This is a genomic window from Antarcticirhabdus aurantiaca (assembly GCF_009765365.1).
Taxonomy (GTDB): Bacteria; Pseudomonadota; Alphaproteobacteria; order Rhizobiales; family Rhizobiaceae; genus Antarcticirhabdus; species Antarcticirhabdus aurantiaca.
Genome location: NZ_VTOM01000019.1, coordinates 90,275 through 116,443 on the forward strand (window position 1 = coordinate 90,275; position 26,169 = coordinate 116,443).

General features: G+C 67.6%; 25 protein-coding genes. 21 read left to right on the forward strand and 4 right to left on the reverse strand.

Annotated elements, in window-relative coordinates:
• Positions 1–95: 95 nt before the first annotated feature.
• Positions 96–476, forward strand: coding sequence for a winged helix-turn-helix transcriptional regulator (locus FZN60_RS20715; protein WP_158875410.1), 381 nt, complete (start codon positions 96–98; stop codon positions 474–476).
• Positions 477–522: 46 nt separating this feature from the next.
• On the opposite strand, the gene FZN60_RS20720 is transcribed toward FZN60_RS20715, so the two are convergent.
• The 3 genes from FZN60_RS20720 to FZN60_RS20730 all read right to left on the reverse strand — a co-directional run bounded on the left by FZN60_RS20720 (position 523) and on the right by FZN60_RS20730 (position 4,463).
• On the reverse strand, positions 523–1,563 hold the full coding sequence (locus tag FZN60_RS20720) for a ketopantoate reductase family protein (protein ID WP_158875411.1): 1,041 nt from the start codon (positions 1,561–1,563) through the stop codon (positions 523–525).
• A gap of 134 nt (positions 1,564–1,697) precedes the next feature.
• The gene (locus tag FZN60_RS20725) at positions 1,698–3,479 is read right to left on the reverse strand and encodes an extracellular solute-binding protein (protein WP_158875412.1); all 1,782 of its coding nucleotides are present in this window, start codon (positions 3,477–3,479) and stop codon (positions 1,698–1,700) included.
• Between the two features lie 42 nt (positions 3,480–3,521).
• Positions 3,522–4,463: an NAD(P)-dependent oxidoreductase gene (locus FZN60_RS20730; protein ID WP_158875413.1), complete on the reverse strand. Its 942-nt coding sequence runs from the start codon at positions 4,461–4,463 to the stop codon at positions 3,522–3,524.
• Positions 4,464–4,762: 299 nt separating this feature from the next.
• Between FZN60_RS20730 and FZN60_RS20735 the strand changes: the two genes are divergently transcribed.
• The 17 genes from FZN60_RS20735 (at position 4,763) to FZN60_RS20815 (ending at position 21,904) form a co-directional block, all read left to right on the forward strand.
• A complete protein-coding gene (locus FZN60_RS20735; protein WP_158875414.1) occupies positions 4,763–5,899 on the forward strand; it encodes an ABC transporter substrate-binding protein in 1,137 nt (378 codons plus the stop codon).
• Positions 5,900–5,970: 71 nt separating this feature from the next.
• Positions 5,971–7,461, forward strand: a complete 1,491-nt coding sequence (locus FZN60_RS20740) for a sugar ABC transporter ATP-binding protein (RefSeq protein ID WP_158875415.1) — start codon at positions 5,971–5,973, stop codon at positions 7,459–7,461.
• A 10-nt stretch (positions 7,462–7,471) separates the two neighbouring features.
• Complete coding sequence (locus FZN60_RS20745) at positions 7,472–8,440, forward strand: ABC transporter permease (RefSeq protein WP_158875416.1); 969 nt, start codon at positions 7,472–7,474, stop codon at positions 8,438–8,440.
• Complete coding sequence (locus FZN60_RS20750; protein WP_246727031.1) at positions 8,437–9,420, forward strand: ABC transporter permease; 984 nt, start codon at positions 8,437–8,439, stop codon at positions 9,418–9,420. The genes FZN60_RS20745 and FZN60_RS20750 overlap by 4 nt, the downstream gene beginning before the upstream one ends.
• 77 nt (positions 9,421–9,497) lie before the next feature.
• Positions 9,498–10,286: a glucose 1-dehydrogenase gene (locus FZN60_RS20755; protein WP_158875417.1), complete on the forward strand. Its 789-nt coding sequence runs from the start codon at positions 9,498–9,500 to the stop codon at positions 10,284–10,286.
• Between the two features lie 35 nt (positions 10,287–10,321).
• Positions 10,322–11,089, forward strand: coding sequence for an SDR family NAD(P)-dependent oxidoreductase (locus FZN60_RS20760; RefSeq protein WP_158875418.1), 768 nt, complete (start codon positions 10,322–10,324; stop codon positions 11,087–11,089).
• A gap of 15 nt (positions 11,090–11,104) precedes the next feature.
• Positions 11,105–12,187, forward strand: a complete 1,083-nt coding sequence (locus FZN60_RS20765; protein WP_158875419.1) for a 2,3-butanediol dehydrogenase — start codon at positions 11,105–11,107, stop codon at positions 12,185–12,187.
• Positions 12,184–12,957 carry an SDR family NAD(P)-dependent oxidoreductase gene (locus FZN60_RS20770; protein ID WP_158875420.1) on the forward strand — a complete coding sequence of 258 codons (774 nt, stop codon included), beginning with the start codon at positions 12,184–12,186 and terminating at the stop codon, positions 12,955–12,957. Before FZN60_RS20765 ends, FZN60_RS20770 begins: the two co-directional genes overlap by 4 nt.
• A gap of 26 nt (positions 12,958–12,983) precedes the next feature.
• Positions 12,984–13,268 (forward strand): YciI family protein, encoded by a 285-nt coding sequence (locus tag FZN60_RS20775; protein ID WP_158875421.1) that lies wholly within the window; start codon positions 12,984–12,986, stop codon positions 13,266–13,268.
• Positions 13,269–13,279: 11 nt separating this feature from the next.
• Positions 13,280–14,281, forward strand: a complete 1,002-nt coding sequence (locus FZN60_RS20780; protein ID WP_158875422.1) for a Gfo/Idh/MocA family protein — start codon at positions 13,280–13,282, stop codon at positions 14,279–14,281.
• A gap of 25 nt (positions 14,282–14,306) precedes the next feature.
• Positions 14,307–15,290 (forward strand): zinc-dependent alcohol dehydrogenase, encoded by a 984-nt coding sequence (locus FZN60_RS20785; RefSeq protein ID WP_158875423.1) that lies wholly within the window; start codon positions 14,307–14,309, stop codon positions 15,288–15,290.
• Positions 15,291–15,358: 68 nt separating this feature from the next.
• Positions 15,359–16,270, forward strand: coding sequence for an intradiol ring-cleavage dioxygenase (locus FZN60_RS20790; protein WP_158875424.1), 912 nt, complete (start codon positions 15,359–15,361; stop codon positions 16,268–16,270).
• Positions 16,263–17,336 carry a maleylacetate reductase gene (locus tag FZN60_RS20795; protein ID WP_158875425.1) on the forward strand — a complete coding sequence of 358 codons (1,074 nt, stop codon included), beginning with the start codon at positions 16,263–16,265 and terminating at the stop codon, positions 17,334–17,336. The genes FZN60_RS20790 and FZN60_RS20795 overlap by 8 nt, the downstream gene beginning before the upstream one ends.
• 10 nt (positions 17,337–17,346) lie before the next feature.
• Positions 17,347–17,679 carry a hypothetical protein gene (locus FZN60_RS20800; protein WP_158875426.1) on the forward strand — a complete coding sequence of 111 codons (333 nt, stop codon included), beginning with the start codon at positions 17,347–17,349 and terminating at the stop codon, positions 17,677–17,679.
• Positions 17,680–18,149: 470 nt separating this feature from the next.
• Positions 18,150–19,388, forward strand: a complete 1,239-nt coding sequence (locus FZN60_RS20805; RefSeq protein ID WP_158875427.1) for a sugar ABC transporter substrate-binding protein — start codon at positions 18,150–18,152, stop codon at positions 19,386–19,388.
• Entirely contained in the window at positions 19,378–20,931 is a 1,554-nt protein-coding gene (locus FZN60_RS20810; RefSeq protein ID WP_158875428.1) for a sugar ABC transporter ATP-binding protein, read from the forward strand. Before FZN60_RS20805 ends, FZN60_RS20810 begins: the two co-directional genes overlap by 11 nt.
• A 31-nt stretch (positions 20,932–20,962) precedes the next feature.
• Positions 20,963–21,904, forward strand: a complete 942-nt coding sequence (locus tag FZN60_RS20815; RefSeq protein WP_158875429.1) for an ABC transporter permease — start codon at positions 20,963–20,965, stop codon at positions 21,902–21,904.
• 194 nt (positions 21,905–22,098) lie between these two features.
• Here FZN60_RS20815 and FZN60_RS20820 read toward each other — a convergent pair whose 3' ends face one another.
• Positions 22,099–22,836 (reverse strand): TetR/AcrR family transcriptional regulator, encoded by a 738-nt coding sequence (locus tag FZN60_RS20820; protein WP_158875430.1) that lies wholly within the window; start codon positions 22,834–22,836, stop codon positions 22,099–22,101.
• Positions 22,837–23,115: 279 nt separating this feature from the next.
• Here FZN60_RS20820 and FZN60_RS20825 point away from each other — a divergent pair, with 279 nt between their 5' ends.
• From FZN60_RS20825 to FZN60_RS20835, 3 genes are all read left to right on the forward strand, one after another.
• Positions 23,116–23,691: a TRAP transporter small permease gene (locus FZN60_RS20825; RefSeq protein WP_158875431.1), complete on the forward strand. Its 576-nt coding sequence runs from the start codon at positions 23,116–23,118 to the stop codon at positions 23,689–23,691.
• A 14-nt stretch (positions 23,692–23,705) separates the two neighbouring features.
• Complete coding sequence (locus FZN60_RS20830; RefSeq protein WP_158875432.1) at positions 23,706–24,989, forward strand: TRAP transporter large permease subunit; 1,284 nt, start codon at positions 23,706–23,708, stop codon at positions 24,987–24,989.
• Between the two features lie 105 nt (positions 24,990–25,094).
• Positions 25,095–26,108, forward strand: coding sequence for a TRAP transporter substrate-binding protein (locus tag FZN60_RS20835; protein ID WP_158875433.1), 1,014 nt, complete (start codon positions 25,095–25,097; stop codon positions 26,106–26,108).
• The last annotated feature ends 61 nt before the right edge of the window (positions 26,109–26,169 follow it).

Below are 26,169 nucleotides of genomic sequence, written 5' to 3' on the forward strand. Positions count from 1 at the left end.
CGTGATCCTTCTGCTTTGACGTCGAGCTAGTGGGGGTTGCGTTGCGCGTCCAGACGGCACCATTTGGGGACTTAGGCACCAGGAGGTACCCACCCATGCAGCCTGGCTCTTCGGACGATGAGTGGCGCGAGGATTGCGCGCCGCGACGCGTCCTCGAACTCTTCGCCACCAAATGGACGAGAATGATCCTGCACACGCTCTTCGCGCGGCACGACGGGGCCGCGCGGACGGGCGTTCTCCTGCGCAGCCTGCCCGGCATTTCCAAGAAGATGCTGACGCAGACCCTGCGCGAGATGGAGGCGAGCGGCCTCGTCTCGCGTCACGTCCAGGGCACGATCCCGCCGGCCGTCGAGTACCGCCTGACCGATCTCGGCCAGCGCTTCATCGAGCCCGTCGAGATGCTCTATGCATGGGGACGGCAGAACGCGGACGCACTCGACATGTTGAAGGGGCGTCCGACATCCCGTCGTTCTTGAGGCAGGGCGACGTTGCATCCGCGCGGACAAGCTTGGAGGTTCGGACTTAAGTCGCCGCTGTCAGGAGCTCGATGTTCGAGGGATGAGCCTGAAGCTCGCCATTCTCGATGGCCAGGGCAACCTCGACCACCCGCTGATTGATCGGGGCCGATTGGCCGAACCGCTTCAGCGTCTCGACGACGAAGCCGTTGACCTCCCGGATCTCAGCCCTGCGCCCCTTGCGCCAATCCTGAAGTGAGGTCGTCAGCGTGTCCGGTTGCGAGAAGGTTTTGAGGACTTCCTCGAAGATCTGGTCGACGTAACGGTCCGGGTGATTGGTCGTGACCGGTGGCATGCCGATGATCGGGGTGATCGTCGCCCCGTCGGCCAAGGCCGCCTGCATGGCCTCGTAGCCAGCCGCCCGCATGATGTCGAGCATGCCCGGTGCACGCGCGGCGTCCGCCAGGGGTAGGTCGATGATAGCGGACGGGATCAGTTCGGCCGCGTTGACGACGAGCTTCATCCACTTGGCGGAGCGGATATCGTCGGTCACCTCCACGGTTCCGCTGTTGCGAAGGAGTTCGGCGACGGCCTCGACACGGGGCTGCATCGCCGGGTCGACCGCGCCGAGGGCGAACCAGGAGGTTTCGGGGTCGTTCTGCCGGTTGGTCATCCCGGGCGTGAACATGTTCGAGGCGATCTCGATCACGGCGCCGATCGTGCGCTCGCGACCCACGACGTCGGCGATGTCTTCGTGGGTCATGCCATTCTGAAGGCCGACGACGAAGCCGTCCGGCGCCAGGCATGGCTCGATAAGCTGACAGCACCACTTGGTGTCGTAAGCCTTCACGACGAGGAAGACGATGTCGAACGGCTGGCGGATCTCGGCGACCTGGCAGAGATGGAGCGCCGGAACCCTGGCGTTGATCGTCCGGGACGGCAGGTTCACGGTGATCCCACGTTCGCGGATCGCCGTCACGTGCTCGGGCCACTGCTCGATGAAGGTCACGTCTAGGCCGGCCAACGCGAAGTCGGCGCCGATCGATGCGCCCTGCGCACCCGTTCCAAGAAAGGCGATGCGCGGACTGCGCTCCGAATGCCAAGCCATTCGACTCTCCTATTGACGCTGCGGGTTCGTTGTTCCCTGCCGCTATGAGCCGCGGCAGGGTGGTCAGTCTCGTCGTGTGACGGCCACCGCGTGTTCGTGCGGAGGAGGCGTCCGGCCGGTCGCCGCGCCGGTCCTCAGCTCACATCGGCGGATAAGGGGCAGGTGGGACTCCGGAGGGCGCCACCCCCGTCTAATCCCTCCTGCCGTCGGTCCTTGGGTGACGGGGACGCGGCCAGGATTCGCTCGATTGCCGCGTTCGCCGCGGACAGGGCGGCTTGGTGGCTCTTCGAGCCGGACAGCGCGGCGTGGACCTCGGCCGACAGCACCCGCTCCATCTGCGTATAGGCGGGGATGTTCGGCCTCTGCCACGTCGTGAGGAGGTTGCGCTTGGCCAGGCTGTCGACGAAGCGCACGATGGGCGAGCCGGCCGCCGCTTCGGGGTCCGCGCTCGTCGAGAAGCGCGGCGCGATCGGGAAGCCGTTGCGCACGTGCGCCCGCATCGAATCCTTCGAGGTCATCCAGGCGATCGCCTCCGCGGCGATCTCGACGCGCTCCTCGGGCAGGTTGGCGGGTATGGCGAAGACGAAGCCGCCGATCGGGGAGGCCCGACCGCCGCTCGGCCCCGCGGGCTGCGGCAGGTACTCGACCTTCCGCTTCACGACCGACTGGATGTCGTATTCCATGCGGGAGGCGCGCATCGTCCAGCAGTAGGCCATGGCCGCGTTGCCGGACAGAAAGAGCGCGAGGTTCTGGTCCCAGGCCAAGCCGAGCGCGTTGGGCGGCGAGATGTCGAGGAGGCGCTGCATGAAGTCGAGCGTCGCCCGTCCCGCGTCGGAGTCGATGAGGGGGACGAGTTGGGCCAGATCCATGCCCTCCGAGGTGAAGCCGTATGGGCCCGGGTTCAGCGAGATCGGTGGCGTGCCGCAGGCGCCCAGGAAGAACAGGAAGCTCGAAGCGATGGGCATGCCGAGCGCGCCGTCCCAGACGGCGCCGAACATGCCCTGGTCTGGCTGATGGAAGCGCTTGCCGGCCTCGATGACGTCGTCGAACGTCTTCGGAAAGCCGATGTTGCGATCCTCGAAGAGATCCTTGCGCGCCGCCAGGATGCCGATCGTACAGTAGATCGGGATGCCGTAGATCCGCTGGCGCCATTCGGCGGTCGACCGGATGACGGGATGGAAGTCGGAGACGTCGAGCACGTCGGACGCGACCAGACCGTCGAGAGGCTTAAGGAGGCCACGTTCGGCGAGTTCACCCAGCCAGGGCATGTTGACGGTGATCACGTCGTACTCGGAGACCGGACGCTCCGCGTTGGCGAGAACTTCCGCGTAAAGGTCGGGCAGACGACGGAGGCTGAAGTCCCGACCGGAGGCAAGATTGCTGCGCAGGTCGACCCACATGTTGCGCATGGACGAGAAGTAGTTGTCGTCGTTGAGCAGGAAACGGATGCCGAGGGACTCGCTCGCGCGCCGCTCGATCAGTCGGACCGGCGGGAGGGGCTGGGCGCCGAGCGGCGTGCCGCCGAAGTAGTACTGCTCCTCGTCCTCGCCGAGACCCCGCAGCCCGACGGTGCGTGCCAGAAGAGCCTTGATGCCGCGAGCGTAGCTGCGGAACGCGTCGCGCATCGCGGGGCCGGGCTGCAGGGCATGGCTCTTGCCGCCCTTTCCGCGGGGCACGCGCACGATCGTCCCGGTCTCCACAAGCTTGGAGATGAGCCGCATCGACGTGGCGTAGGGAATTCCCGTCACGCTCGCCAAGGTCGAGACCGTCACGACCTGGCCGCGGATTTCCGACTTGATGAGGAAGGTCGTGATGTTCCAGATCGGCTCGTCGTCGACGGCGGGCATGCCCTTGCGAAAGGGTTCGCGCGTCTGCTCAAGGAACTCGATGACGCGAAGGACCTCGTAATCGTTCATGTGCGGCGCCTCCTCCCAACGCCGGCGGGAACTTGTATCCTGTCACCGATTCCCGACCTTGCGATCAAGACGTCCGTCCTCCCGATCCGGGTGAGCGGAGAGCCCGGCGAGACGCTCGCAGATCTCGACGAGAACGAAGAAGTCGTCCTGCCCATGCCCGGTGGCGAAAGCCGCCTCGTACTGCTGGCGCACCGCCGCGGCGAGCGACATCGGCACGTGATCCGAGCGCGCCGCCTCCAGGATGAGGTCGAAGTCCTTCATCATCTGCTCGACCGTGAAGGCCGGATCGAAGTTGCGCGAGACGAGGAGATCCCGCTTGTAGGCGATGAGCGGCGAGGCCACGGCGCTCTGGCCGATGACGTCGAGCATCGTTTCGTCGTCGAGTCCGCCCTTGCGTCCGAGCGTCAGGGCTTCGCCCACCAGGGCCGAGGTCGCGCCGACGAGCGCGTTGAGGACGAGCTTCAGATAGCGCGCCTCTTCCGCGGTCCCGACATGGAACTGGCGCGTGGAGAAAGCCCCGAGTATCGGCAAGACCTTCTGGAAGGCGGCCTCGGGACCGGAGACCATGACGGAGAGCTGCCCGCTCGTGGCGGTCGCCGTGCTGCCCGAGACGGGCGCCCGAAGATACGAGACGTCCCGGTCCGCGAGCGCCTCAGCGATCCGGGCGGAAATCGCCGGCGACACCGTGCTCATCTCGAGCAGGATCTGACCCGGACGCATCGACGCGACCAATCCTTCGGGTGCGAAGGCGAGGCTTTCCAGCACGGCGTCGTTCGGGATCGTGAGCGCGATGACGTCGGCGGCGGCGGCCAAGTCCGGGATCGAGAGCGCCATCTCGGCCCCTTCCGCGACCACGCTCGCCCGGTTCTGCGCGAGCGGCTCATAGACCGTCACGGGCATCCCGTTCTTGAGGACCCGGCGGCTCATGGGCTTGCCCATCTTGCCGATCCCGATCCAGCCCACGTGCAGCGACTTGGCGGCCATCGCGCCTTCCTCCCGAGACCCGCGGACGCCTCCTCCCGTTCGAGGCGCACCGCATCTTGAGCCATTGTTCTCCCAAACGCTGATCGCGTTGTTTAGAGAAACGATGTCCATTTTGGACAAATCAAGATTTGTACCCGCGACGGCGTCTCTCTAACTTCCGGCCTGGGTCGCACGGCGGCCCGTGGGAGGAATAAGGCGATCGATCGGAAGTAATGCTGCGACGCAACATGTTGCGTGCGCGATCGCCGACTTGCGCCCAGGTTCCGACGACTTGGCGACGCTCTGGGAGGAGTTAGACGATGAAACTCGGTTTTTTCAGGTTCGCGCTGTGTGCAGCCACCATGCTGGGTGCCGTGCATTCCGGTCAGGCCGGCCCCTACGAGGGCGCACCGCGCACCTTCCTCTTCAACCCCGCGCAGGAGATCTGCTTCAAGGATACGGCGGAGTACAAGAAGGATGGGCCCTACGTGATCGGGTTCTCCAATGCCGGCCTCGGCGATAGCTGGCGCGTCGTCATGCAGCACTCGCTCATGAAGGCGGCGGCCGACCACAAGGACAAGATCGGGCAGCTCATCGTCACCGACGCGGGGCACGACGACGCCAAGCAGGTCGCCGACATCCAGGACCTGATGTCGCGGCAGGTCGACCTCCTGATCGTCAGCGCCAACACCGAGCAGGCGCTCGATCCGGCGATCACCCGCGCCACCGAGCGCGGCATCCCGGTGGTCATGGTCGACCGCCGCATCGCCTCCGACAATTTCGTGACCTTCGTCACCGCCTCCGACACGATGATGGGTCGCCTCTTCGCCCAGTGGATCGTCGAGAAGCTCGATGGACAGGGCAACGTGATCATGCTCGCGGGCCAGGCCGGGTCGAGCCCGAGCGAGATCCGCAGCCGAGCGGCCATGCAGGTCTTCCAGCAGCATCCGGGGATCAAGATCCTCGACACAGTGTACTCCGACTGGAGCCCGGTGAAGGGCAAGCAGGTCATGCAGGCGGCGATCGCCAAGTACGGCCGCGACATCAACGCCGTCTGGTCGGCCCACGGCCTGCAGACGCCGGGCTCGATCGAGGCCTTCATCGAGGCCGGCTGGAAGGACGGCGAGATCCCGCCGCACACGACGTCCGACGTGAACGGCCCGCTGCAGATGGCGCTCCAGCACAAGGTGCCCATGCTTGAGGTGGGATATCCGCCGGCCATGGGCGGGACGGCCGTCGAGGTGGCGCTGAAGGTGCTCGAGGGGGCGCCGGTGCCCTGCATCTACGAGATCAACTCGCAGATCGCGACGACGGACGGCGACGAGACCGCATCGATCCGCCGCGACCTGCCGATCTCGGAGGTTGTCGTGCCCGAGGGGCCCGCGGACATGCTGGTCACCGGCGGCATGGGCCCCGACTACAACCCGACCACCTTCAGCGTCGACTACCCGCGCTGACCCGAGCGGGTGCGGGACGGTTCGGCCTCCCGCACCCCAGCCATTCGATCCCATCGAACCAGGAGAGCGCCATGCTGTCCCTCCAGGGCATCAGCAAGGGATTCCCGGGCGTCAAGGCATTGACAGACGTCAGTCTCGATGTCGCTGCCGGAGAGATCCACGCCCTCGTCGGCGAGAACGGCGCGGGCAAGTCCACTCTCACGCGCGTCATCGCCGGGGTGTTTCAGCCGGATGCGGGCACCGTCCGCTTCGACGGACGCGAGACCGTCTGGAAGGGGCCGGGAGACGCCAAGAGGCACGGCGTCCACGTCATCTACCAGGAGTTCGTCCTCTTTCCGCACCTGAGCGTCGCCGAGAACATCTTCGTCGGCCACGAGCGGCGCAACCGTCTCGGCCTCATCGACCACGGGCGGACCCGGCGCGACGCCAAGGAGCTCCTTGCGCGCTTCGGCATCGACATCGACCCGGAGGCCTTGGTGCGGGACCTGTCGGTCGCAGACCAGCAGATGGTCGAGATCGCCAAGGCGCTCGTCCACGACGTCAAGCTCTTGATCCTCGACGAGCCCACGGCCGTGATCTCGGGCCGGGAAGTGGACGTGCTCTTCGATCGCCTGCGCCGGCTCAAGCAGCAGGGCGTGGCGATCGTCTACATCTCGCACCGGCTGGAAGAGATCTTCGCGCTCTGCGACCGCGTGAGCGTGCTGAAGGACGGAAACCACGTCGCCACGCGGACCATCGACGAGGTGACGCGGGACCAGCTCATCGCCCTCATGGTTGGCCGGAACCTTGCCGAGCTCTTCCCCGTCCGGCGCTCGGCGAAGGCGCCGGGTCCGGTGGTCGTCGCCGCCCGGAACGTCGAAGTGTCGGGCCGGGTGCGCGGTGCGTCGATCGAGCTGCGGGCCGGCGAGATCACGGGGCTGGCCGGCATGGTCGGCGCGGGCCGGTCGGAACTCGCCCTCGCCATGTTCGGCGCGATCCCGATGCGCTCCGGCTCGCTGGTCGTCGACGGGCGCGAGGTGTCCGGTCTCAGCCCGCGCCGCGCGATCGACCTCGGCATCGGCCTCGTGACCGAGGACCGCAAGGGTCAGGGGCTCGCCATGCTCCTCGACGTCGCGGCCAACGTGTCCGCCTCGACCCTGAACGAGTTCGGTCGCGGATGGCGCTTCGACCGGGCGAGGGAGAAGCGCGTCGCCGAGCAGGAGATCGCCTCCTACCGCATCGCCTGCCGCGGCCCGTCGACTCCCGTCTCCGTCATGTCAGGCGGCAACCAGCAGAAGGTGCTCGTAGCCCGCTGGGCCCGCACGTCGACGCGGCTCCTGATCCTCGACGAGCCGACGCGCGGCGTCGACGTCGGCGCGAAGACCGAGATCTACCGCATCATGCACGAGCTGGCCGACCGGGGCGTCGCCGTCCTGATGATCTCCTCCGAGCTGCCGGAGATCGTCGGCATGTCGGAGCGCGTCGTGGTGATGCGGGAGGGCGTGGTCACCGGCGAACTGAGCAAAAGCGAGATTTCCGAGGAGGCGGTGGTCGAACTGGCCACGCGCCGCCTGGCTGGCTGAGGGCATCGTCATGCAAACCCGAACGCTGCGACTTCCACGCTTCCTCGCGGGAGGGCGGGCCGCGCTCCTCGTCGTGGTCGCGCTTCTCATCCTCCTGTTCGTCCTGGGCGCCTCCGTGTCGGACCGCTTCGCGACGACGGGCAACATGCTGAACGTCTACGAGCAGTCCGCCGGCCTGGCGCTCGTGAGCCTCGGCCAGACGCTGACGATCCTCACCGGCGGCATCGACCTCTCCGTCGGCTCGGTCATCAGTCTCCTGTCGATGCTCACCTCCGGCCTGATCGCGGGCGACGAGGCCATGGTTATTCCGGTGGTCGCCGGGGTGCTGGTCCTCGGCGCCCTGATCGGCGCCGCAAACGGCGTGACGATCGTCGCGACCGGCGTCCATCCGCTGATCGTGACGCTCGGCACTGGCGCCATCGTGCAGGGCGTGGCGCTCCTCTACGGGCTCGGCCCGGTCGGCAGCGTGCCGATCAGCTTCGACGCCTTCGCCTACGGCACCTTTCCCGGCGGGATATCGATCGGCGCGACCGTCGCTCTCGCCCTCTTCCTCCTGGTCTCGTTCTTTCTGAACAACACGCGGACGGGGCGCCGCATCTACGCGATCGGCGACGATCCGCACGCGGCGGACCTGATGGGCCTGCCCCGCCGGCGGATCCTGGTCGGTGTCTACGCAGCCTCCGGCTTCTTCGCCGCGCTGACCGCGGTCTACCTGGTCAGCCGCTTCAACGTCGGCCAGCCCTATACGGGCGCGAACTACACGCTCGCCTCGATCACCCCGGTCGTCGTGGGCGGGACGATGCTGGCGGGCGGGCGGGGCGGGGTGATCGGCACGCTCCTTGGCGTCTATCTCGTCTCGCTCCTCAACAACACGCTGAACTTCCTCGACATCTCCAGCCACTACCAGCTCGTGGTCCAGGGACTCGTCATCATCCTCGCCGTCTCGGTCTACGTGGAAAAGCAAAGGGGTCTCGCATGACCGGCACCAGCCCGATCGGCATGGCCGTTCCCGCACCCCGTCCCGGATCCGCGGACCGGATCCGCGCCTTCGCCTCGCGCTACGCCATCCTCCTCTTCCTCGCGGCCGTCGTGGTGGCGGGCGGGCTCGCGGCGCCGGGGTTCCTGTCGGGATCGAACCTGACGAACATGCTGATGCAGTTCGTTCCGCTGGGCATCGTCGTCATCGGCCAGACCTTCGTCATCCTGGTGCGCGGGCTCGACCTGTCGGTCGCCTCGGTCATGGCGACGGCTGCGGTCGCGGCCACCGCGTTCGGCGGCGTGAACGCGGATGCGCCCGCCGTGTTCGCCACCGCGATCGGGATCGGGGCGGCCGTCGGCCTCGTCAACGGCCTTCTCGTGACGAAGCGGAACGTCTCGCCGTTCCTGGCGACGCTCGCCACCATGATCGTCCTCCAGGGCATCCGCTTTGCGTGGACGCAAGGCGCCCCCTCCGGCAACGTGCCGCCGATCTTCCGCACCATCGGGGCCGGAACCTTCAACGGCATTCCCTACAACGTGCTGTTCCTCCTGGTCGTGGCCGCGGCGGGCGCCGCTGCGCTGCACCTCAGCGGCTTCGGGCGCCGCCTCTACATCACCGGCGGCAACCCGCTGACGGCGCACTTGGTCGGCATCCGGGCGGCCCGCGTCACCCTCGCCGCGTACGTCGTCAGCGGCGTCCTGGCGGCCATCGCCGGGCTCGTGCTCGCGGGCTTCGTGGGCGTCGTCGACAACTTCGTCGGCCGCGGCTTCGAGCTGGACTCCATCGTCGCGGCCGTCGTCGGCGGCGTGGCGCTGTCGGGCGGCAAGGGCACCATCGCCGGCGCGCTGACGGGTGCGGCGATCCTCGTCGCGATCTCCAACCTCGTCGTGATGCTCGGGCTGCCGGTGCAGGCCCAGATCATCCTGAAGGGCATCGTGATCATCGTCGCCGCCAGCTTCTACGTCGCCCGCCGGCGCTGACCGGAACCGACCGCGGCGGCTCCGGTGGCTCCGCAGACCCCGGCGGCATGCGCCCCTGATCCAGCAAAGGCAGAACCATGGAACGGACAGTCCAGGACAAGGTCGTCATCGTCACCGGCGCGGGCCGCGGCATCGGCGAGGCCATCGCGCGGGACCTCGCCCGACGGGGCGGCCGGCTCGTGGTCGCCGACCTCGACGGAGCCCGCGGCTCCCGCGTCGCGGCGGCGATCGGCGAGGACGGCGGCGTCGCGATCGGCGTGCCGGTCGACGTTTCCGAGCGCGCCAGCGTGCGCGCCATGATCGAGCGGACCGTCGCCGAGTTCGGGCGGCTGGACGTCCTCTTCAACAATGCCGGCATCAGCCAGACTTGTCCCTTCCTCGACGTGACCGAGGCCGACTTCGACCGGATCATGGCCGTGAACGGGCGTGGCGTCCTGATCGGGACGCAGGAGGCGGCGCGCCAGATGATCAGCCAGGGCGGCGGCGGAAAGATCGTCAACACCGCCTCGATCGCCGGCAAGCAAGGCTACCCGCTGTTCGCGCACTACTGTGCGTCGAAGTTCGCGGTCGTCGCGTTGACGCAGGCGGCGGCACGCGCGCTCGCCGAGCACCGCATCACCGTCAACGCCTTCGCGCCGGGCGTCGTCGCGACCGAGCTGTGGCTGCAGCTCGACCGCGAGTTCATGGAACACGGCCTGACCGAGAAGCCCTCGCAGGCGATCAACGAGTTCTCGCAGTCGATCCTTCTCGGCCGGCCATCGCAGCCGGCAGACATCATCGGCACGACCGCGTTCCTGGCCTCGTCCGCCTCCGACTACGTCACCGGCCAGACCGTGATGATCGACGGTGGCATGGTCCTGACCTGAACGCCATCATCGAACAGCAAACGGAGGAGGTTCACATGGCAAGGCTCGACGGAAAGGTGGCGATCGTCACGGGGGGCGCGACCGGCATCGGTGAAGCCACGTGCCTGCGCTTCGCCGAGGAGGGCGCGCGCGTCGCGGTCTTCGACGTGTCGGAGGAGGCCGGGCGCCAGACGGCCGAGGCGATCGTCCGCGAAGGCGGCGAGGCGCAGTTCATCCGTTGCGACGTCTCGGACGAGGCGAGCGTCGCCGACGCCGTCGGACAGGTGACGGCACGCTGGGGCCGGCTCGACGTCCTCGTGAACAATGCCGCCATTCCCGGGGTCAACAAGCTGGCGCACGAGGTCGCGCTCGAAGACTGGGAGCGGGTCTTCGCCATCAACGTACGGGGCGTGTTCCTCTGCACCAAGCATGCGCTCAAGCCCATGATGGCGCAGAAGAGCGGCTCGATCGTCAACTTTTCCTCGATCTACGGCCTCATCGGCAACGACGACATTCCGCCCTATCACGCAGCCAAGGGCGCGGTGCTTGCAATGACCCGCACGGACGCGATCTGCTACGGCCGGCACGGCATCCGCGTGAACGCGGTGCATCCCGGCTCGACCAAGACGCCGCTCTTCATGAAGGCCGGCGAGACCTATCCGGGCGGCCTCGACAAGTACCTCGAGATGATGTCCGCCAAGCACGTCCTGCCGCTGGCCGAGCCCGTCGACATCGCCAACTGCGTCCTCTTCCTCGCATCCGACGAATCCCGCTTCGTGACGGGCGCCAGCCTCGTCTGCGACGGCGGCTACACGGCGCAATAAGAACGGGAGAAACCGATGAAAGCCGTCCGCTACCATGCTCAGCGCGATATCCGCCTGGAGGACGTGCCGCCGCCCTCAGGTGAGCTCGCGCCCGACCAGGTCCTCGTCGAGCCGCTCGTCTGCGGCATCTGCGGCACCGATCTCCACGAATACGTCGCCGGACCGATCGTGACGCCGCTGCAGCCGCACGTCTATTCCGGTGCGACGCTGCCGCAGATCCTCGGGCACGAGTTCTCGGCCCGCGTCCTCAAGGTCGGCAGCGAGATAACCCACGTCGCACCCGGGGACCGGGTGTCGATCCAGCCGTTGATCTCGCCGCGGGACGATTATTACGGCCGCCGCGGTCTCTACCATCTCAGCGAGAAAATGGCCTGCGTCGGGCTGTCCTGGGACTGGGGCGGGCTCGGCGAGCAGGCTGTCCTCAACGGCTACAACGTCTTCAAGGTGCCGGACGGCATCAGCGACGTGCAGGCGGCCATGATCGAACCCGCGGCGGTGGCGCTCTACGGCGTCGACCGCGGCAGGGTGGAGAAAGGATCGAGCGTCCTCGTCTCCGGCATCGGTCCGATCGGCGCCCTGACGCTCCTCGCCGCCAAGGCCGCGGGCGCCTCGCCGATCTTCGTGTCCGAGCCAAACCCGAACCGCCGTGCATTGGCCAAGGAGCTCGTTCCCGAAGCGATCGTGTTCGACCCGCGCTCGGACGGTGACATCGCCGCGGCGATCCGGACGCGCACCGAGGACGGCGTTGGAGTCGACGTTGCGCTCGAATGCGTCGGCGCCGAAGCCTCGTTGAACCTGTGCGCCGACGTCGTCCGCCGGCGCGGCACCGTGGTCCAGGTCGGACTCCACACAAAGCGAGCCTCCATCGACGCCATGCTCTGGGCCCTGAAGGACATCACCCTCGAGGCGACCTGGTGCTATCCGACCGACGTCTGGCCCCGCGTGGCCTCCATGATCGAGTCCGGCAACTTCCCCGTCGAGAAGATCGTCACCGCGACCATCCGCCCCGAGGAGGTGGTGGAAAAGGGGTTTGAGGCGCTCCTCGACCCCACGGGGCGGAACATGAAGATCCTGGTCGAGATGGGAGGCTCCGCATGAGCGCCGTGGACAAGCTGCGACTCGATGATCGCGTTGCGGTCGTGACCGGCGCTGCCGGCGGCATCGGCAGCGCCGCCTGCCGCCATCTCGCCTCGCTCGGCGCGAGCGTCGTCGCGGCAGACCGCGACGAAAGCGTGCGTGCCGTTGCCGAGGAGATCGCGGCGGCCGGCGGGCGGGCCGACTGGATCGCCTTCGATGTCTCGGATTCGGCCTCGGTAGACGCGGCGCGCGACGAGGTCCTGTCTCGGCACGGCCGGGTCGACGCGCTCTTCGCCAATGCCGGCATGTCCTACGAGCGGCCGGGCGCCGAGCACAGCGACGAGGACTGGCGGCGGGTGATGCGGATCAACCTCGACGGCGTCTACTTCACCATCCGCGCCTTCGCCGCCGGCATGCTGGAGCGCGGCCGCGGTGCCGTCGTCGCGACGTCCTCGATCGCCGGCGTCAAGGTTGTCCGGCCGGAGCTGCACGTCGGCTACGACGTCTCAAAGGCCGGCGTCGCGCACATGTGCCGCGTCCTCGGGGTCGAATGGGCGCGGCGCGGCGTGCGCGTCAACGCCGTCGGCCCTGGCTATACCGACACGGTCATGCTGACCGAGGTCGGCATCAAGCAGCCCGAGGTGATGGCCCGCTGGATGGACGACCAGCCCATCGGCCGCCTCGTGTCGCCCGCCGAGATCGCGAACGCCGTCGGCTTCCTTTTGTCGGACGCCGCCAGCGGCATCACCGCCCAGCTCCTCATGGTCGACGGCGGCTATTCCGCCGCCTGACCGCAACCCTCGATCGGATCAACCCCATGCACGTCATCGTCCACTGCCTGGACAGGCAAGGCGCCGTCCAGGATCGCCTCGACAACTACGAGGCCCACAAGGCCTATCTAGCAACGTCTCCCGTCCGCATCGTCATTTCCGGCCCGCTCCTGGCGGAGGACGGCGAGACGATGATCGGATCGCTCTTCCTGTTCGAGGCGAACAGCAAGGAGGAGGTCGCCGCCTTCAACGCGGCCGATCCCTTCGCCAAGGCCGGCATCTGGGAGCGCGTCGAGATCCACCCGTTCCTGAAGCGCATGGACAACCGGTAGGAGCGCGGATCATGGAGCCAGTGAGAACGGCGATCGTGGGGCTCGGCTGGTGGGGCCGAAAGATGACCCACCTGATGTCCGGGGGCGATGCCGGACTGGCGCTCGTCCGGGCGGTGGATCCTGCCCCGGAGGCGGCGGACTTCGCCGCCGAGCACGGTCTGGCTTTCTCGGCGGACCTGGATGCGGCCCTCGCCGACCCGGCCGTCGAGGCGGTGATCCTCGCGACGCCCCATGCGTTGCACGAGGCGCAGATCGAGGCGGCCGTCGCGGCCGGCAAGCACGTCTTCTGCGAGAAGCCGCTCGCCCTGACCAAGGCCGGCGCCGAGAAGGCGGTGCGGCTCTGCCGGGAGGCCGGCCTCGTCCTCGGAATGGGCCACGAGCGGCGCTTCGAACCGCCGATCGCCGAGATCATCGAGGCCGCGCGCGAGGACCGGCTCGGCCGCATCCTCCAGATCGAGGCCAACTTCAGCCACGACAAGTTCCTGGGGCTGCCGGCGGAGAACTGGCGCCTCAAGGCCGACCAGGCGCCTGCCGGCGGCATGACGGCGACGGGCATCCACCTCACCGACCTGTCGGTGAAGCTCATGGGGTCGGCGCGCGACGTGCGCGTCGCCTGCGAGAACCTCGCCTCCTCGATCCCGCAGGGCGACACGATGAGCGCGCATATCCGCTTCGCGCAGGGTGGCTCGGCCTATGTCTCGGCGACCCTCGCCACGCCCTTCGTGTCGCGCTTCGCCGTCTTCGGCACGAAGGGGTGGATAGAGGTGCGCGACAAGACGCATGTCGAGGCGCCGAGCGGCTGGGTCGTCACGCGTGCCTCGACCGGCACGCCGATCACCGTCGAGGAAGTCGGCGCGGCCGAGCCCGTGCGCGACAACCTGCGCGCCTTCGCCCAGGCGATCCGGGGCGAGGCCGACTACCCCATCACCGGCGAGGAGATGATCGCGAACATCGCGCTTCTCGAGGCCATCGTCCGCTCGGCCGGCAGCGGCGCGGTCGAGCCGGTTCACTGACGTCAGGATCGTAAGGGAGAGAGCCATGAAGGCCCTGATATTCGAAGCGCCCGAAAAGCCTGTGATCGCGGACGTGGACGTGCCGTCCATCGCACCGACGGAGGTTCTGGTGAGGACGCGTGCCGTCGGCATCTGCCATTCGGACTACGAGCTGCTCGGCGGGCGCTACATCATCCCGATCTCCTATCCCGTCACGCCGGGGCACGAGTGGGCCGGCGAGATCGTGGAGGTTGGCCGCGACGTGAAGGGCTTCGCCGTCGGCGACCGGGTCGTCGGGGAGTGCGTGGTCCGCACGCCCGAGCGTCTCCACCACTTCGGCTTCTCGCTGAACGGGGCGGATCGCGAATACTTCAACGTCAATCCGGAATGGCTGCACAAGCTGCCCGACGCGGTCGACGACAAGAAGGCCTCGCTGATCGAGCCCTTCACCTGCGGCTTCTACGCCGTGCAGCGCTCGGGCGGGACGAACGCGAGCGAGACCGTGGTCGTGTCGGGCGGCGGAACGATCGGCCTCGTCTCGGCCGCGGCCGCCATCGGGATGCGCGCCCGCGTGATCGTCGTTGATCCCATCGCCAAGCGGCGCGAGGTGGCCTTGCGGCTCGGCGCCGACGCCGCGATCGATCCGTCCGACGGGGGCGCCGTGGAGAGGGTGATGGAGCTCACCGGCGGGCGCGGCGCCGACCTCGTCGTCGAGGCCTCCGGTCACGACGCCTCGCTCGCCAACGCCTTCGAGTTCGCGCGCGAGGAGGGGCGGGTGTCGATGGTCGGCATCAACATCGGCCGCAAGGTGCCGGTGAACCTCGGCCTCATCCAGATGAAGAACCTCGAGGTGAAGGGGTGCATCGGCTCGCCCGGCGTCTGGCCGGCCGCGATCCGCTTCCTGGAGCGCACGGGCATCGACCTGTCGCCGATTCAGACCCACGAGTTCGGGCTCGGCGATGCCGTCGAGGCCTTCCGCCTGGGCGCCGATCCTCACGCCTGCATCAAGGTCACGCTGCTGGCGGCTTGACATCGATCCCCGAACCGAAACTGCGCGGGATCCTCCGTCCTCGCGGAGGTCCCGCCGAAGGAGACGACATGACCCACGCATCGAACCCGGCCGCTGGCGACGGCTACTTCACGGAGGCAAATTCCGCCGAGGTCGTGATCGCGCGTCACCGCGAAGCCGAGAACGAGCGGCTGAAGACCGTCATGGACAGCGCGGTGCGCCATCTCCACGCCTTCGTGAAGGAGGTCGAGCCGACCAATGCCGAGTGGATGCGCGTCATCGACTTCCTGACGGCGACCGGGCACGTCACCAACGACTGGCGGCAGGAGTGGATCCTCCTGTCGGACATCCTCGGGGTCTCGATGCTCGTCGACGCCATCGACAACCGCAAGCCGCGCGGCGCCACCGAAACGACCGTGCTCGGCCCCTTCCACGTGTCGAATGCGCCCCGTTACGAGAACGGTCAGGACATCTGCCTCGACGGCAAGGGCGAAAAGCTGCTCGTCACCGGACGCGTCGTCGACACCGAAGGGCGCCCGATCGCCGGCGCGATGCTCGACGTCTGGCAGGCGAACGACGAGGGCTTCTACGACGTCCAGCAGCAGGGCGTGCAGCCCGACATGAACCTGCGGGGCGTCTTCACCGCGGACGAGACGGGCGCGTTCTGGTTTCGCTCCGTGAAGCCGCGCTTCTACCCGATCCCGGCCGACGGACCCGTGGGACAGCTCCTGGGTGCGCTCGGGCGCCATCCCTACCGCCCCGCGCACATCCACTTCATCGTCGCGGCCCCCGGCTTCGAGACGGTGACGACCCATCTCTTCACGCCCGATTGTCCGTATCTCCACACCGATGCCGTCTTCGGCGTCAAGGCGGACCTCATCGCCGACTTCCGCACCGTGGACGATCCCGCCAAGGCTGACGAACTCGGCTTCCCCAATCCGTTCACGCAGGTGGACTGGACCTTCGTCCTCGCTCGGACGGCGGGCGAAGGACATGCGTGACTTCGTCTACAACGCCAATCCCGGCCGGGTCGTCTTCGGATCGGGCACGCTCTCGAGGCTCCCGGGGGAGGTCGAGAGGCTGAACCTGACGCGGGTGCTCGTCGTGGCGACGCCCGAGCAGGAGGCGGACGCCCACCGCATCGCCGGGATGATCGGCGCTCGGGCCGCAGCCGTCTTCGCCGGGGCGCGGATGCATACGCCGACCGAGGTCACGGCGAAGGCGATGGAGGTCGTCGCGGCCGAAAGGATCGACGGCCTCGTGGCGGTCGGAGGCGGCTCGACGACGGGGCTCGCCAAGGCCCTCGCCATGCGGACGGACCTGCCCCAAATCGTGGCTCCCACGACCTATGCGGGATCGGAGATGACGCCGATCCTCGGCGAGACCGAGAACGGGCGGAAAGTCACACGGTCCGACCCGCGAATCCTGCCGGAGGTCGTCATCTACGACGTCGACCTGACCCTGACCCTGCCCGTGGCCATGTCGGTGACGAGCGGCATGAACGCCGTCGCCCACGCGGTCGAGGCCCTTTATGCCCGGGAAGCGAACCCGATCGTTTCCATGATGGCGGAGCGCGCGATCGCCGCGCTCGCCGCCGCGCTCCCGGCCATCCATGCGCGGCCGGACGATCGCGAGGCGCGTTCCGAGGCACTCTTCGGCGCCTGGCTCTGCGGTGTCTGCCTCGGCAGCGTCGGCATGGCGCTGCACCACAAGATCTGCCACACGCTCGGCGGCACCTACGACCTGCCGCATGCCGAAACGCACACGGCCGTACTGCCGCACGCCATCGCCTACAATGCGGCCCACGCGCCGGATGCGATGGAAGCCTTGAAGCGCGCTCTCTCCACGCAGGATCCGGCGGGAGCCGCGTTCGACCTGGCGCAAGGGCTCGGGGCGACGATGGCACTGGAGCGCCTCGGCCTGCCGGAGAGGGCCATGGACGAGGTTCCCGACCTCGTCCTCGCAAGTCCCTACTGGAATCCCGCTCCCCTCGAGCGGGAGCCGCTTCGCAGACTCGTGTCGGCCGCACACGCCGGGCGCCATCCGGCTACGGCGCCGAAGAGCTGAGCGCGCATCCATGCCGAACGTCAAGATATTCGTCGACGAGACCCTTTTCCCCGATCGACGGAAGCCCCTGATCGGTGCTCTCGAATCCGTCCGGTCGATGCTCTGCCGCGAACTGCGGGTGGAGACGGCGGCATGCCAGTTCGCCGTCGTGCCGGTGATCGCGATGGCCGATCTGCCGCGGGCGAACGTCGAGTTGCAGATCCTGTCCAGGCCCGAGCGAACCAGGGAAGTGCTCCTCGGCGTCTGCGGCCACCTGCGCGACATGCTGGAAAGCGCGACACAAGTCAGCGTGGCCGTGCGAGCGAGCGCGCTCCAGGCGGAAAGCTACGTCGTTCTGAGATGATCGAGGCGCGCACGCGGCGTCCGGTCGCGCCGGACGGCGTCGGAAAGGTCGAACGTGATGTCGACAAGGACCGGACCTGACCGTCGTGGCTCGCCGTTCGACGTGCTCTACGCATCAAGCAACAGATGCGTCGGGATCCAGTCCCACGACAACGGCCGCCCACTCCTGATCCTGCGCACGAGCACTCGGCGAAAGATCTATCGAGTCCTGGATCGACATCACGATGCGGAGGTGGGCGTCGCTGTATCGGCCATGATGATGTTCCGGTCGCGAGATCGGTGTGCAAGGCGCATACTGCTGCGACGCAGCATCCATTTCGGACAAATCTTCTGATGATCGGCATCTCGTCCCGAAATAAGCTCAGGACATAACAAATAAGCCACGGCAATTGGGAGGAGTTTGCATTGGGATTCAAGCTGAACGGCGGCGTGAGTAGGCGCCGCTTCCTCAAGGCGTCCGCGGCCATGTCGTTGACGCTCGCCGCGCCTGCGATCCTCACCCGCACCGCGCGGGGATCGGACCAGAAGATCACGATCCTCAACAGTTTTCCGACGCTTGCCAACGAGTACTGGCAAGGCTGGGATGCCGGATGTCGTCTGGCATGCGAGCAACTCGGCCTCGGATACGTGTCCCAGACCTACGACGACTCCGTCGAAAAGCAGATCTCGCAGATCGAGCAGGCGCCCGCTCTCGGCATCAATGCCGTTGTGACGTTCGCGCAGAATGCCGAGATCATCAAGGCGTTGACCGCAACGGCAGCCCAGGTCGGCGTCAAGATCGCGAACGCCCACTCCACGGCCGCCTGGCTTCATCCCGACGACCCATCCTTCGGCGATACGTACCTGCTCTACAGCCAGCCGGACAACGTGCGCGGCACGGCGGCCATGGCGCAGGCCCTGTTCGATCGCATCGGCAACAAGGGCAAGGTGATCTATGTCGGAGGCTTGCCCGGGAACTTCTCGGCCGACACGCGCGCGGCCGGCGTGCAGCTCGCTCTGTCCCGCAATCCCGGGATCGAGCTCGTCGCGCAGCAACCTGGCGGCGAGAACCGGGTGGCGGCCCGTCCGGTGGTCGAGAACCTTCTGACGGCGCATCCCGACATATCCGCCATCGTCTCCTACAACGACGATACGGCGATCGCCGTACTGGACGCACTTCGCGAGCGCGGACTGAGCGGCAAGATCCCGACCGCCGGCATCGACGCCACGCGCGAGATGCTCAACCGGGTGCGCGAGGACGAGAGCGCGCTGGGGACGGTGTCGATCAACGCTCCGTTCATGACCGGCTACTCGGTCGTCACCCTCTACGACGCTCTGGAGGGCGTCACCTACGACCCCCTGGAGCGCATGCGCTTCTTCGACTCGCTGTTCCTCGACTCGCCGGAGGCCGCCGGAGCCTATCTGGGCGCGATGGCGGACAACGGCGGCATCGCATTCGATTTCAAGTCCATGTCGCGGCACCTGAACGGGGAGAACTGGAAACTGCCGTGGGGCATGGAGGTGATCGACCCCTCCCAGCTCTGGAGTTCGATCGAGTCCATGGCGGCAACCAAGCCGGCCGACTGGAGGTTGCCCGAGGCGGTCCAGGCCTCGCTCGATGCCGGCAATGCCGCCAAGCTCAACGAGATGTACCGGGGCCATGCGGCGCCCGGTCCCTTGAGCGCGGTCGCGGGCATGACACGGGCCGGGAAGACCGTTCTTGGCTTCTGAGGCATCGAGGGCGGGCACAGCTTCGGGCGGGCCGTCCGCGCACCTGGAGCTCAAGGGTGTCACCAAGCGCTTCGGCGCCGTGACCGCCCTCGACGACGTCGGCTTCGACATCCCGCTCGGGACCACCCTGGGATTCGTCGGCGAGAACGGTGCCGGCAAGTCGACGCTGATGAACATCCTGTGCGGCATCCAGCGTCCCGACGCCGGCACGTTCGTCCTGCACGGCGAGCCGGTAGTCCTCGCGGGACCCCGGGACGCGGTGCTGCGCGGCATCTTCCGCGTCTACCAGGAGCAATCGCTGGTCTCCGTCTACCCGATCTACCAGAACCTGCTGCTCGGCCTCGAGGATCGGTTCAGCCGCTTCGGGGTCCTGGACCGGCGCGCCATGCGCGCCATCGCGAAGCGGGTCCTCGGCGATCTCGAGATCGATCTCGCACCCGACGTCATCACCGGAAGCCTCAACTTCGGTACCCGCCAGCTCGTGGAGATCGCGAGGGTCGTCGCCCAGTCGGAGGTGCTTGCCATCCGGTACCCGCTCGTTCTCCTGGACGAGCCGACCGCCTCCTTGTCGGGACCGGAACTCGACCTCTTCTACCGCATCGTCGATCGGTTGAAGACGCGCTACCGCGCTTCGATCGTGTTCGTCTCGCATCGTCTCGAGGAGGTCCTGCGGCTGAGCGACCGGATCGTGGTCCTCAAGGATGGCCGCGTCGTGGACCGCGACGTTTCCGAACCCACGGAGGGCAAGCTGCATCGGCTGATGGTCGGACGTGAGCGCTTGGGAGACTTCTACGCCGTCGGTCGGCAACGGACGTCCGCCGGTCCTCCCGTCCTTCGGGTCGCAGGATTCACCTCGGATGCCTTCGCCGACGTCGCTTTCGAGGTCGGGGAAGGGGAGGTCGTCGGGATCGGGGGCCTGGTTCAATCCGGAAAGACGGAACTCGGCCTGGCGCTGTTCGGTGTCATGGAAGCGAGCGGATCCGTCGAGATCGCCGGCGTGGAGGTCTCGCGCGCAAGTCCTGCGGCGCGGATCGCGCTGGGAGCCGGCTATGTTCCCCTGAACCGTCACCGCGACGGGGTGATGCTCGGGCGTTCCAATCTCGAGAACATCGCGCTGCCCTCGCTGGACCGCTTTTCCAGGGGCGGGATCGTCTCGGGTCGAGCGGTACGCCGGATGGCGGAGGCTCAGATCGAGCGGTTGAACATCAGGCCGCGCGATCCGGACTATCGAACCGGAGCCCTCAGCGGCGGCAACCAGCAGAAGGTCGTCCTGGCCAAGTGGCTGGCTCGCGAGCCGAAGCTCCTCGTGGTCGACAATCCCACACGTGGCGTGGATGCGGGAGCGAAGGAGGAGATCTACCGGCTCTTGCGCGAGCTGGCCGAGCGGGGCTGCGCGATCCTCGTCATCTCCGATGACCTCGTCGAGCTCATCGAGCTGTCGAACAGGCTGTTCTTCCTGTCGAGCGGGCGCTTGTCCGATCCCGTCCCAGCGCCCGCCGAGGCCAAGCCGCGGGAGCACGACATCGTCTCCCTGATGTTCTGACCCGTCCTTCCCTCACGCACCGGAATCTGCAATGAACCGCCTCGCCGTACTCGGGAAGCTGACGCCTCTATTGGCCGCCCTCGCGCTGTTCGTTTTCTTCTCCGTCATGCACGACGCGTTCCTGACCTGGCCGAACATCTGGAACATCGTCCGCCAGTCCTCGGTGCTGCTGATCGCGGCGATGGGGACGACCTTCATCATCCTCATCGGTGCGATCGACCTGTCCGTCGGCGCGACCATGACGCTGGCCGCCATCTGCGCGATCACGCTCGTGCCGGTTGTCGGCGAGGCGGGCATCCTGGTCGGGCTCCTCGTCGGCGCCGCCTGCGGCCTCTTCAACGGGGTGCTCAATGCGGTCCTGAAGCTTCCGAGCTTCCTCGTGACCCTCGGGTCGCTCTTCATCTTCCAGAGCCTTGGCCTGATCGTCTCGGGCGGGCGTCCCATTCCCTGGACGACGCCGATCTCCTCGACGCTCGCCGGCGGGGTCGTCTTCGGATCCTTTCCCAAGATCGGCCTCTGGGCGATCGGTGTCCTGGTTCTCTGTGCGCTCTTCGCCAAATTCACCCGCTTCGGGCAGACGATCTACGCGATCGGCGACAACGAGCGCACCGCCCGGATGTCCGGCATCTTCACGACCCGGCTGAAGGTCCTGACCTTCGTCCTGGCCGGCGCCATCTCCGGCCTCGCGGGCATCCTCCTCGGCATCCGCACGTTCTCGGCCTCGCCCGGCATGGGGGACCCGTTCCTGCTCGACACGATCGCGGCCGTCGTCCTCGGCGGCACGCTTCTCACGGGCGGGGTGGGAGGACCGCTTCGCACCGTGCTCGGCGTCCTGGTCATCGTCATCCTGGCGAACGGGATGACGCTTCTCCAGGTCGATCCGTTCTTCCAGGTCGGCATCCGGGGCGCGGTCGTCATCCTGGCGGTCCTGATCACCGGCGGCCGTCGGAGGGTGGACGAGATCGTGAAATAGGAACGTCTTCGTCCGTCCCGAGCTCCCTGTCGAGGGCGGACAGCGACCTCCTCCTGCCTCGGCTCGCGGCGCGGTGGAGGTCGGATGGCCGGGGAGGGGGCGCGGTGTTGCGCAAGCCCTCCCCGGCGTGCGTCGAGACTGGTTCGGGGCCGCGTTGCCGGAGGGCCCTGCTTGAGGCCGGAGGGGCGCCTCCGTCAGTCCACCGCCTTCGGCGGGGATGAGGCGTTCTTGTCGCGGAGGAGGGCGATCACGGCGTCCTGCAGCAGGTGTCGATGACGCGTCCGAATGGCATCGTCGCCTAGCGCGCGGTCGAAGATGTGGCCGAAGGTGTGCTGGTTGGAGACGCGGAAGAAGCAGAAGGACGAGATCAGCATGTGAAGGTCGACGGGATCGATCTCGCGGCGGAAGACGCCGGCCTCCTGTCCGCGCTTCAGGATCGTTTCGATCGTCGAGATGATCGAGACGTTGAGGCTGCCGAGGTTCTGCGAGCGCCGCATGTGCTCGGCGCGGTGGATGTTCTCGATGGTGACGAGCCGGATGAAGTCCGGATTGGCCTCGTCGTAGTCGAAGGTGAAGCCCACGAGGCGGCGCATGGCCTCGACCGGGTCGAGGTCCGCGAGCTTCAGCTCCGCCTCCACCTTGCGTATCCCGGCATAGGCGTGCTCGAGGACGGCGAGGTAGAGACCCTCCTTGGAACCGAAGTGATAGTAGATCATCCGCTTGGACGTGCGGGTCTTCTCGGCAATGGCGTCGACGCGAGCGCCCGACAGCCCGTTCGCCGCGAACTCCTCCCGCGCGACGAGAAGGATGTCGTTGCGGGTCTTCTCCGTCCGGTCGCGATGCGATCCGCCGCGACGCGGGCCGTCGTCGGCCCGTTCGTCGTCGCCATCCTCCGCAGCCCGGTGATCGCCTTCGCCTCGTCTACCGCTCATCGTCTGCCTACCGGCGCTCCCTCGAATCGGCACCGCGCGGATCCTTACCCATAAACATCAGCGCAAATCCGGTCCGCAAGCACCTGGAAGACAATCCAGTTGACTATACGAACCGGTTAGTACACATTCGACGAGATCGGTGCTTCCGGGAAGGGGCAGTATCGACTGCGCGAGTTCGCTCGGAGAAGCGTGCTGCGTTCACGGGAGGCGTGCTGCGGATGCGCGGCCGACGATGCGTTGCGGCGCCGCTCGCCACGCAGCCTGGGAGGGCCATTCGACATGCGACGGATCGTCGATCTGTATTTCGCGCTGCTGCGCGTTTCCATCGCGCTGCTTCTGGCCGCGATGGTCATGCTCGTCTTCGGCAACGTCGTCCTGCGCTACGCGCTGAACAGCGGCATCACCGTGTCCGAGGAGCTGTCGCGCCTCGCCTTCGTCTGGCTGATCTTCCTCGGCGCCGCGGTCGCCTTGAGGGAGCATGCCCACATCGGCATCGACACGCTGATCCGCGCCGTTCCGGCTAAGGCCGCCAAGCCGCTCGTGCTTCTCGGCTATCTTCTGATGATCCTCGCCTGCGTCCTTCTCTTGGAGGGCGCCTTCGCGCAGGCGACGCTGACCTGGAGCGCGGTGACGCCGGCGGCCGGCATCTCCATGGCCTGGTTCATGATCCCGGCCCTGATCTTCTCGGTCACGGCGCTCGTTCTCCTCGGCGCGGAGACCGTCGCCATCCTCGCCGGCCGCATCGACGTCGCGAGCGCCGCCCTCGTCCGGGAGTCGGAAGACCTTCTGCCGCCGAGCTCTCCCGGCTTGCCCGCTCCGGCGGCGCCCTCGGGCGCTCCCGGCCTCGGCCGCTGAGGGGAGGGGCGACGATGGTCATCGCGGTCTTCCTCGGCTCGCTTCTCGGCACCATGGCGCTCGGCATGCCGATCGCCTTCGCGCTGATCCTCTCCGGCGTCGCGCTGATGGTCCACATGGACCTCTTCGACGGCCAGATCGTCGCCCAGACGCTGCTCCAGGGCGCCGACAGCTTCACCCTCATCGCCGTGCCCTTCTTCATGCTGGCGGGCGAGGTGATGAACCAGGGCGGCCTGTCCAAGCGCATCGTCGACCTCGCCGTCGCCCTTGTCGGCCACCGTCGTGGCGGTCTCGGCTTCGTCTGCATCCTGGCGGCCTGCGTCCTGTCCTCGCTGTCGGGCTCGGCGGTGGCGGACGCGGCGGCGCTCGCCGCGCTCCTCATGCCGATGATGGTGAAGTCAGGCCACGATCCGGCGCGCTCGGGCGGCCTCATCGCCTCCTCGGCGATCATCGGCCCCATCATCCCGCCCTCGATCGGCTTCATCCTCTACGGCGTCGTCGGCGGCGTCTCGATCACCAAGCTGTTTCTCGCCGGCATCGCGCCGGGCCTGATGATCGGCGCCGCGCTCTGCGTCGCCTGGCTGGTGGTGATCCGCAAGGAGCGCTTCGCCCTGCCGCCGAAGGCCTCCTGGGCGGTGCGCCGGCAGGCGCTGGTGTCGAGCCTTTGGGCGCTGATGCTGCCGGTGATCATCATCTTCGGGCTGAAGTTCGGCGTCTTCACGCCGACCGAGGCCGGCGTCGTCGCGGCCGTCTACTCGCTCTTCGTGGCGATGGTGGTCTATCGCGAGCTGACGCCGGCGATGTTGCTGCCGGTCTTCGTCGCCGCCGCCAAGACCACGGCCGTCGTGATGTTCCTTGTCGCCGCCGCTTCGGTCTCGGCCTGGCTCATCACCATCGCGGATCTTCCCGGCGCAATGGTCGCGCTGCTCGAACCGCTGATGGACAACCAGACGCTGCTTCTCGTCGCGATCATGGTGCTGATCGTCGCCGTGGGCACGGCGATGGACATGACGCCGACCATCCTGATCCTGACGCCCGTTCTCCTGCCGGTGATCAAGCAGGCGGGCATCGACCCGGTCTATTTCGGCGTCCTCTTCATCATCAACAACTCCATCGGCCTCATCACCCCGCCCGTCGGCACGGTGCTCAACGTCGTCTGCGGCGTCGGCCGCATCCCGATGGAGAAGCTGATCCGAGGCGTCTTGCCCTTCATGGTCGCGCAGCTCGTCGTCCTGACGCTGCTCGTCCTGTTTCCCTCGCTCGTCACCGTGCCGGCCGCCTTCTTCGCCGGCCGCTGACGCCCCGTCCTTCGCCTCGCCGGTCTCCAGGGAGGGATCCGGCGGCGAGAGCCTCGAAGATCTGACCTCGGCGCCGCATGCGCCGCAAACCGGGAGGACCCCAACATGCGCCTGACCCACGCCCTCGCCGCGCTTCTCGCGGCCGGAACGCTTCTCGGCACCGCCGGCCTCGGGCACGCCGAGATCTCCGAGCGCACGATCAAGTTCGCCGCGCAGAACTCCAAGGGCCACCCGCAGGTGACCGGCATGGAGCGCTTCGCCGAGATCGTCAAGGAGAAGAGCGGCGGCAAGATCGAGGTCAAGCTGTTCCCCGGCGGCACGCTCGGCGGCGACGTCCAGACGCTCGCCTCGGTGCAGGGCGGCATCGTCGAGATGACAGTCATGAACGCCGGCATCCTGTCGGGGACGGTGAAGGAGTTCGGCGTCGTCGACCTGCCCTTCCTCTTCGCGACCCCGGAAGAGGCCGACGCCGTCATGGACGGCCCCGTGGGCACCGGTCTCATGGAGAAGCTGCCCGACCAGCGACTCGTGGGCCTCGGCTTCTGGGAGCTCGGCTTCCGCCACCTCACCAACAACCGCCACGCCGTCAACGGCGTCGAGGACGTCAAGGGGCTCAAGATCCGAACCGTCCAGTCGGCGGTGCCGATCGCGACCTTCAACGCGCTGGGCGCCAACGCCGTGCCGCTGCCCTATCCCGAGCTCTACAGCGCGCTGGAGACCGGGACCGTGGACGGGCAGGAGAACCCGCTCGCCAACATCGTCAACGCCAAGTTCACCGAGGTGCAGAAGTACCTGACGCTGACGGGCCACCAGTACAACCCGCAGATCGTCATCGCCTCCAAGACCTTCTGGGACGGTCTCGACCCGGAGGAGCAGAAGCTCCTGCAGGACGCCGCGATCGAGGCGCGCGACTACCAACGCAAGGTCTCGCGCGAGGCGAATGCCGGCTTCCTGGAGCAGATCAAGGAAAGCGGCATGGAAGTGGTCGAGCTTCCCGCCGAGAAGCTCGAGGCCTTCCGCGCGGCGGTCGAGCCGGTGATCGCCGAGAACCGCGACGCGATCGGCGGGGAAACCGTCGATGCCGTCATGACGCAGCTCAAGACGCTGCGCGGCCAGTAACGCCCTGTCACGCGGACGGCCGTCCTGTCCGGCCGTCCGCACCTCATCGAACTTCCAGGAA

Coding starts and splice junctions, on each gene's coding strand:
- FZN60_RS20715 (WP_158875410.1), top strand. CDS start 96: ATGCAGCCTGGCTCTTCGGACGATGAGTGGCGCGAGGATTGCGCGCCG.
- FZN60_RS20720 (WP_158875411.1), bottom strand. CDS start 1,563: ATGGCTTGGCATTCGGAGCGCAGTCCGCGCATCGCCTTTCTTGGAACG.
- FZN60_RS20725 (WP_158875412.1), bottom strand. CDS start 3,479: ATGAACGATTACGAGGTCCTTCGCGTCATCGAGTTCCTTGAGCAGACG.
- FZN60_RS20730 (WP_158875413.1), bottom strand. CDS start 4,463: ATGGCCGCCAAGTCGCTGCACGTGGGCTGGATCGGGATCGGCAAGATG.
- FZN60_RS20735 (WP_158875414.1), top strand. CDS start 4,763: ATGAAACTCGGTTTTTTCAGGTTCGCGCTGTGTGCAGCCACCATGCTG.
- FZN60_RS20740 (WP_158875415.1), top strand. CDS start 5,971: ATGCTGTCCCTCCAGGGCATCAGCAAGGGATTCCCGGGCGTCAAGGCA.
- FZN60_RS20745 (WP_158875416.1), top strand. CDS start 7,472: ATGCAAACCCGAACGCTGCGACTTCCACGCTTCCTCGCGGGAGGGCGG.
- FZN60_RS20750 (WP_246727031.1), top strand. CDS start 8,437: ATGACCGGCACCAGCCCGATCGGCATGGCCGTTCCCGCACCCCGTCCC.
- FZN60_RS20755 (WP_158875417.1), top strand. CDS start 9,498: ATGGAACGGACAGTCCAGGACAAGGTCGTCATCGTCACCGGCGCGGGC.
- FZN60_RS20760 (WP_158875418.1), top strand. CDS start 10,322: ATGGCAAGGCTCGACGGAAAGGTGGCGATCGTCACGGGGGGCGCGACC.
- FZN60_RS20765 (WP_158875419.1), top strand. CDS start 11,105: ATGAAAGCCGTCCGCTACCATGCTCAGCGCGATATCCGCCTGGAGGAC.
- FZN60_RS20770 (WP_158875420.1), top strand. CDS start 12,184: ATGAGCGCCGTGGACAAGCTGCGACTCGATGATCGCGTTGCGGTCGTG.
- FZN60_RS20775 (WP_158875421.1), top strand. CDS start 12,984: ATGCACGTCATCGTCCACTGCCTGGACAGGCAAGGCGCCGTCCAGGAT.
- FZN60_RS20780 (WP_158875422.1), top strand. CDS start 13,280: ATGGAGCCAGTGAGAACGGCGATCGTGGGGCTCGGCTGGTGGGGCCGA.
- FZN60_RS20785 (WP_158875423.1), top strand. CDS start 14,307: ATGAAGGCCCTGATATTCGAAGCGCCCGAAAAGCCTGTGATCGCGGAC.
- FZN60_RS20790 (WP_158875424.1), top strand. CDS start 15,359: ATGACCCACGCATCGAACCCGGCCGCTGGCGACGGCTACTTCACGGAG.
- FZN60_RS20795 (WP_158875425.1), top strand. CDS start 16,263: ATGCGTGACTTCGTCTACAACGCCAATCCCGGCCGGGTCGTCTTCGGA.
- FZN60_RS20800 (WP_158875426.1), top strand. CDS start 17,347: ATGCCGAACGTCAAGATATTCGTCGACGAGACCCTTTTCCCCGATCGA.
- FZN60_RS20815 (WP_158875429.1), top strand. CDS start 20,963: ATGAACCGCCTCGCCGTACTCGGGAAGCTGACGCCTCTATTGGCCGCC.
- FZN60_RS20820 (WP_158875430.1), bottom strand. CDS start 22,836: ATGAGCGGTAGACGAGGCGAAGGCGATCACCGGGCTGCGGAGGATGGC.
- FZN60_RS20825 (WP_158875431.1), top strand. CDS start 23,116: ATGCGACGGATCGTCGATCTGTATTTCGCGCTGCTGCGCGTTTCCATC.
- FZN60_RS20830 (WP_158875432.1), top strand. CDS start 23,706: ATGGTCATCGCGGTCTTCCTCGGCTCGCTTCTCGGCACCATGGCGCTC.
- FZN60_RS20835 (WP_158875433.1), top strand. CDS start 25,095: ATGCGCCTGACCCACGCCCTCGCCGCGCTTCTCGCGGCCGGAACGCTT.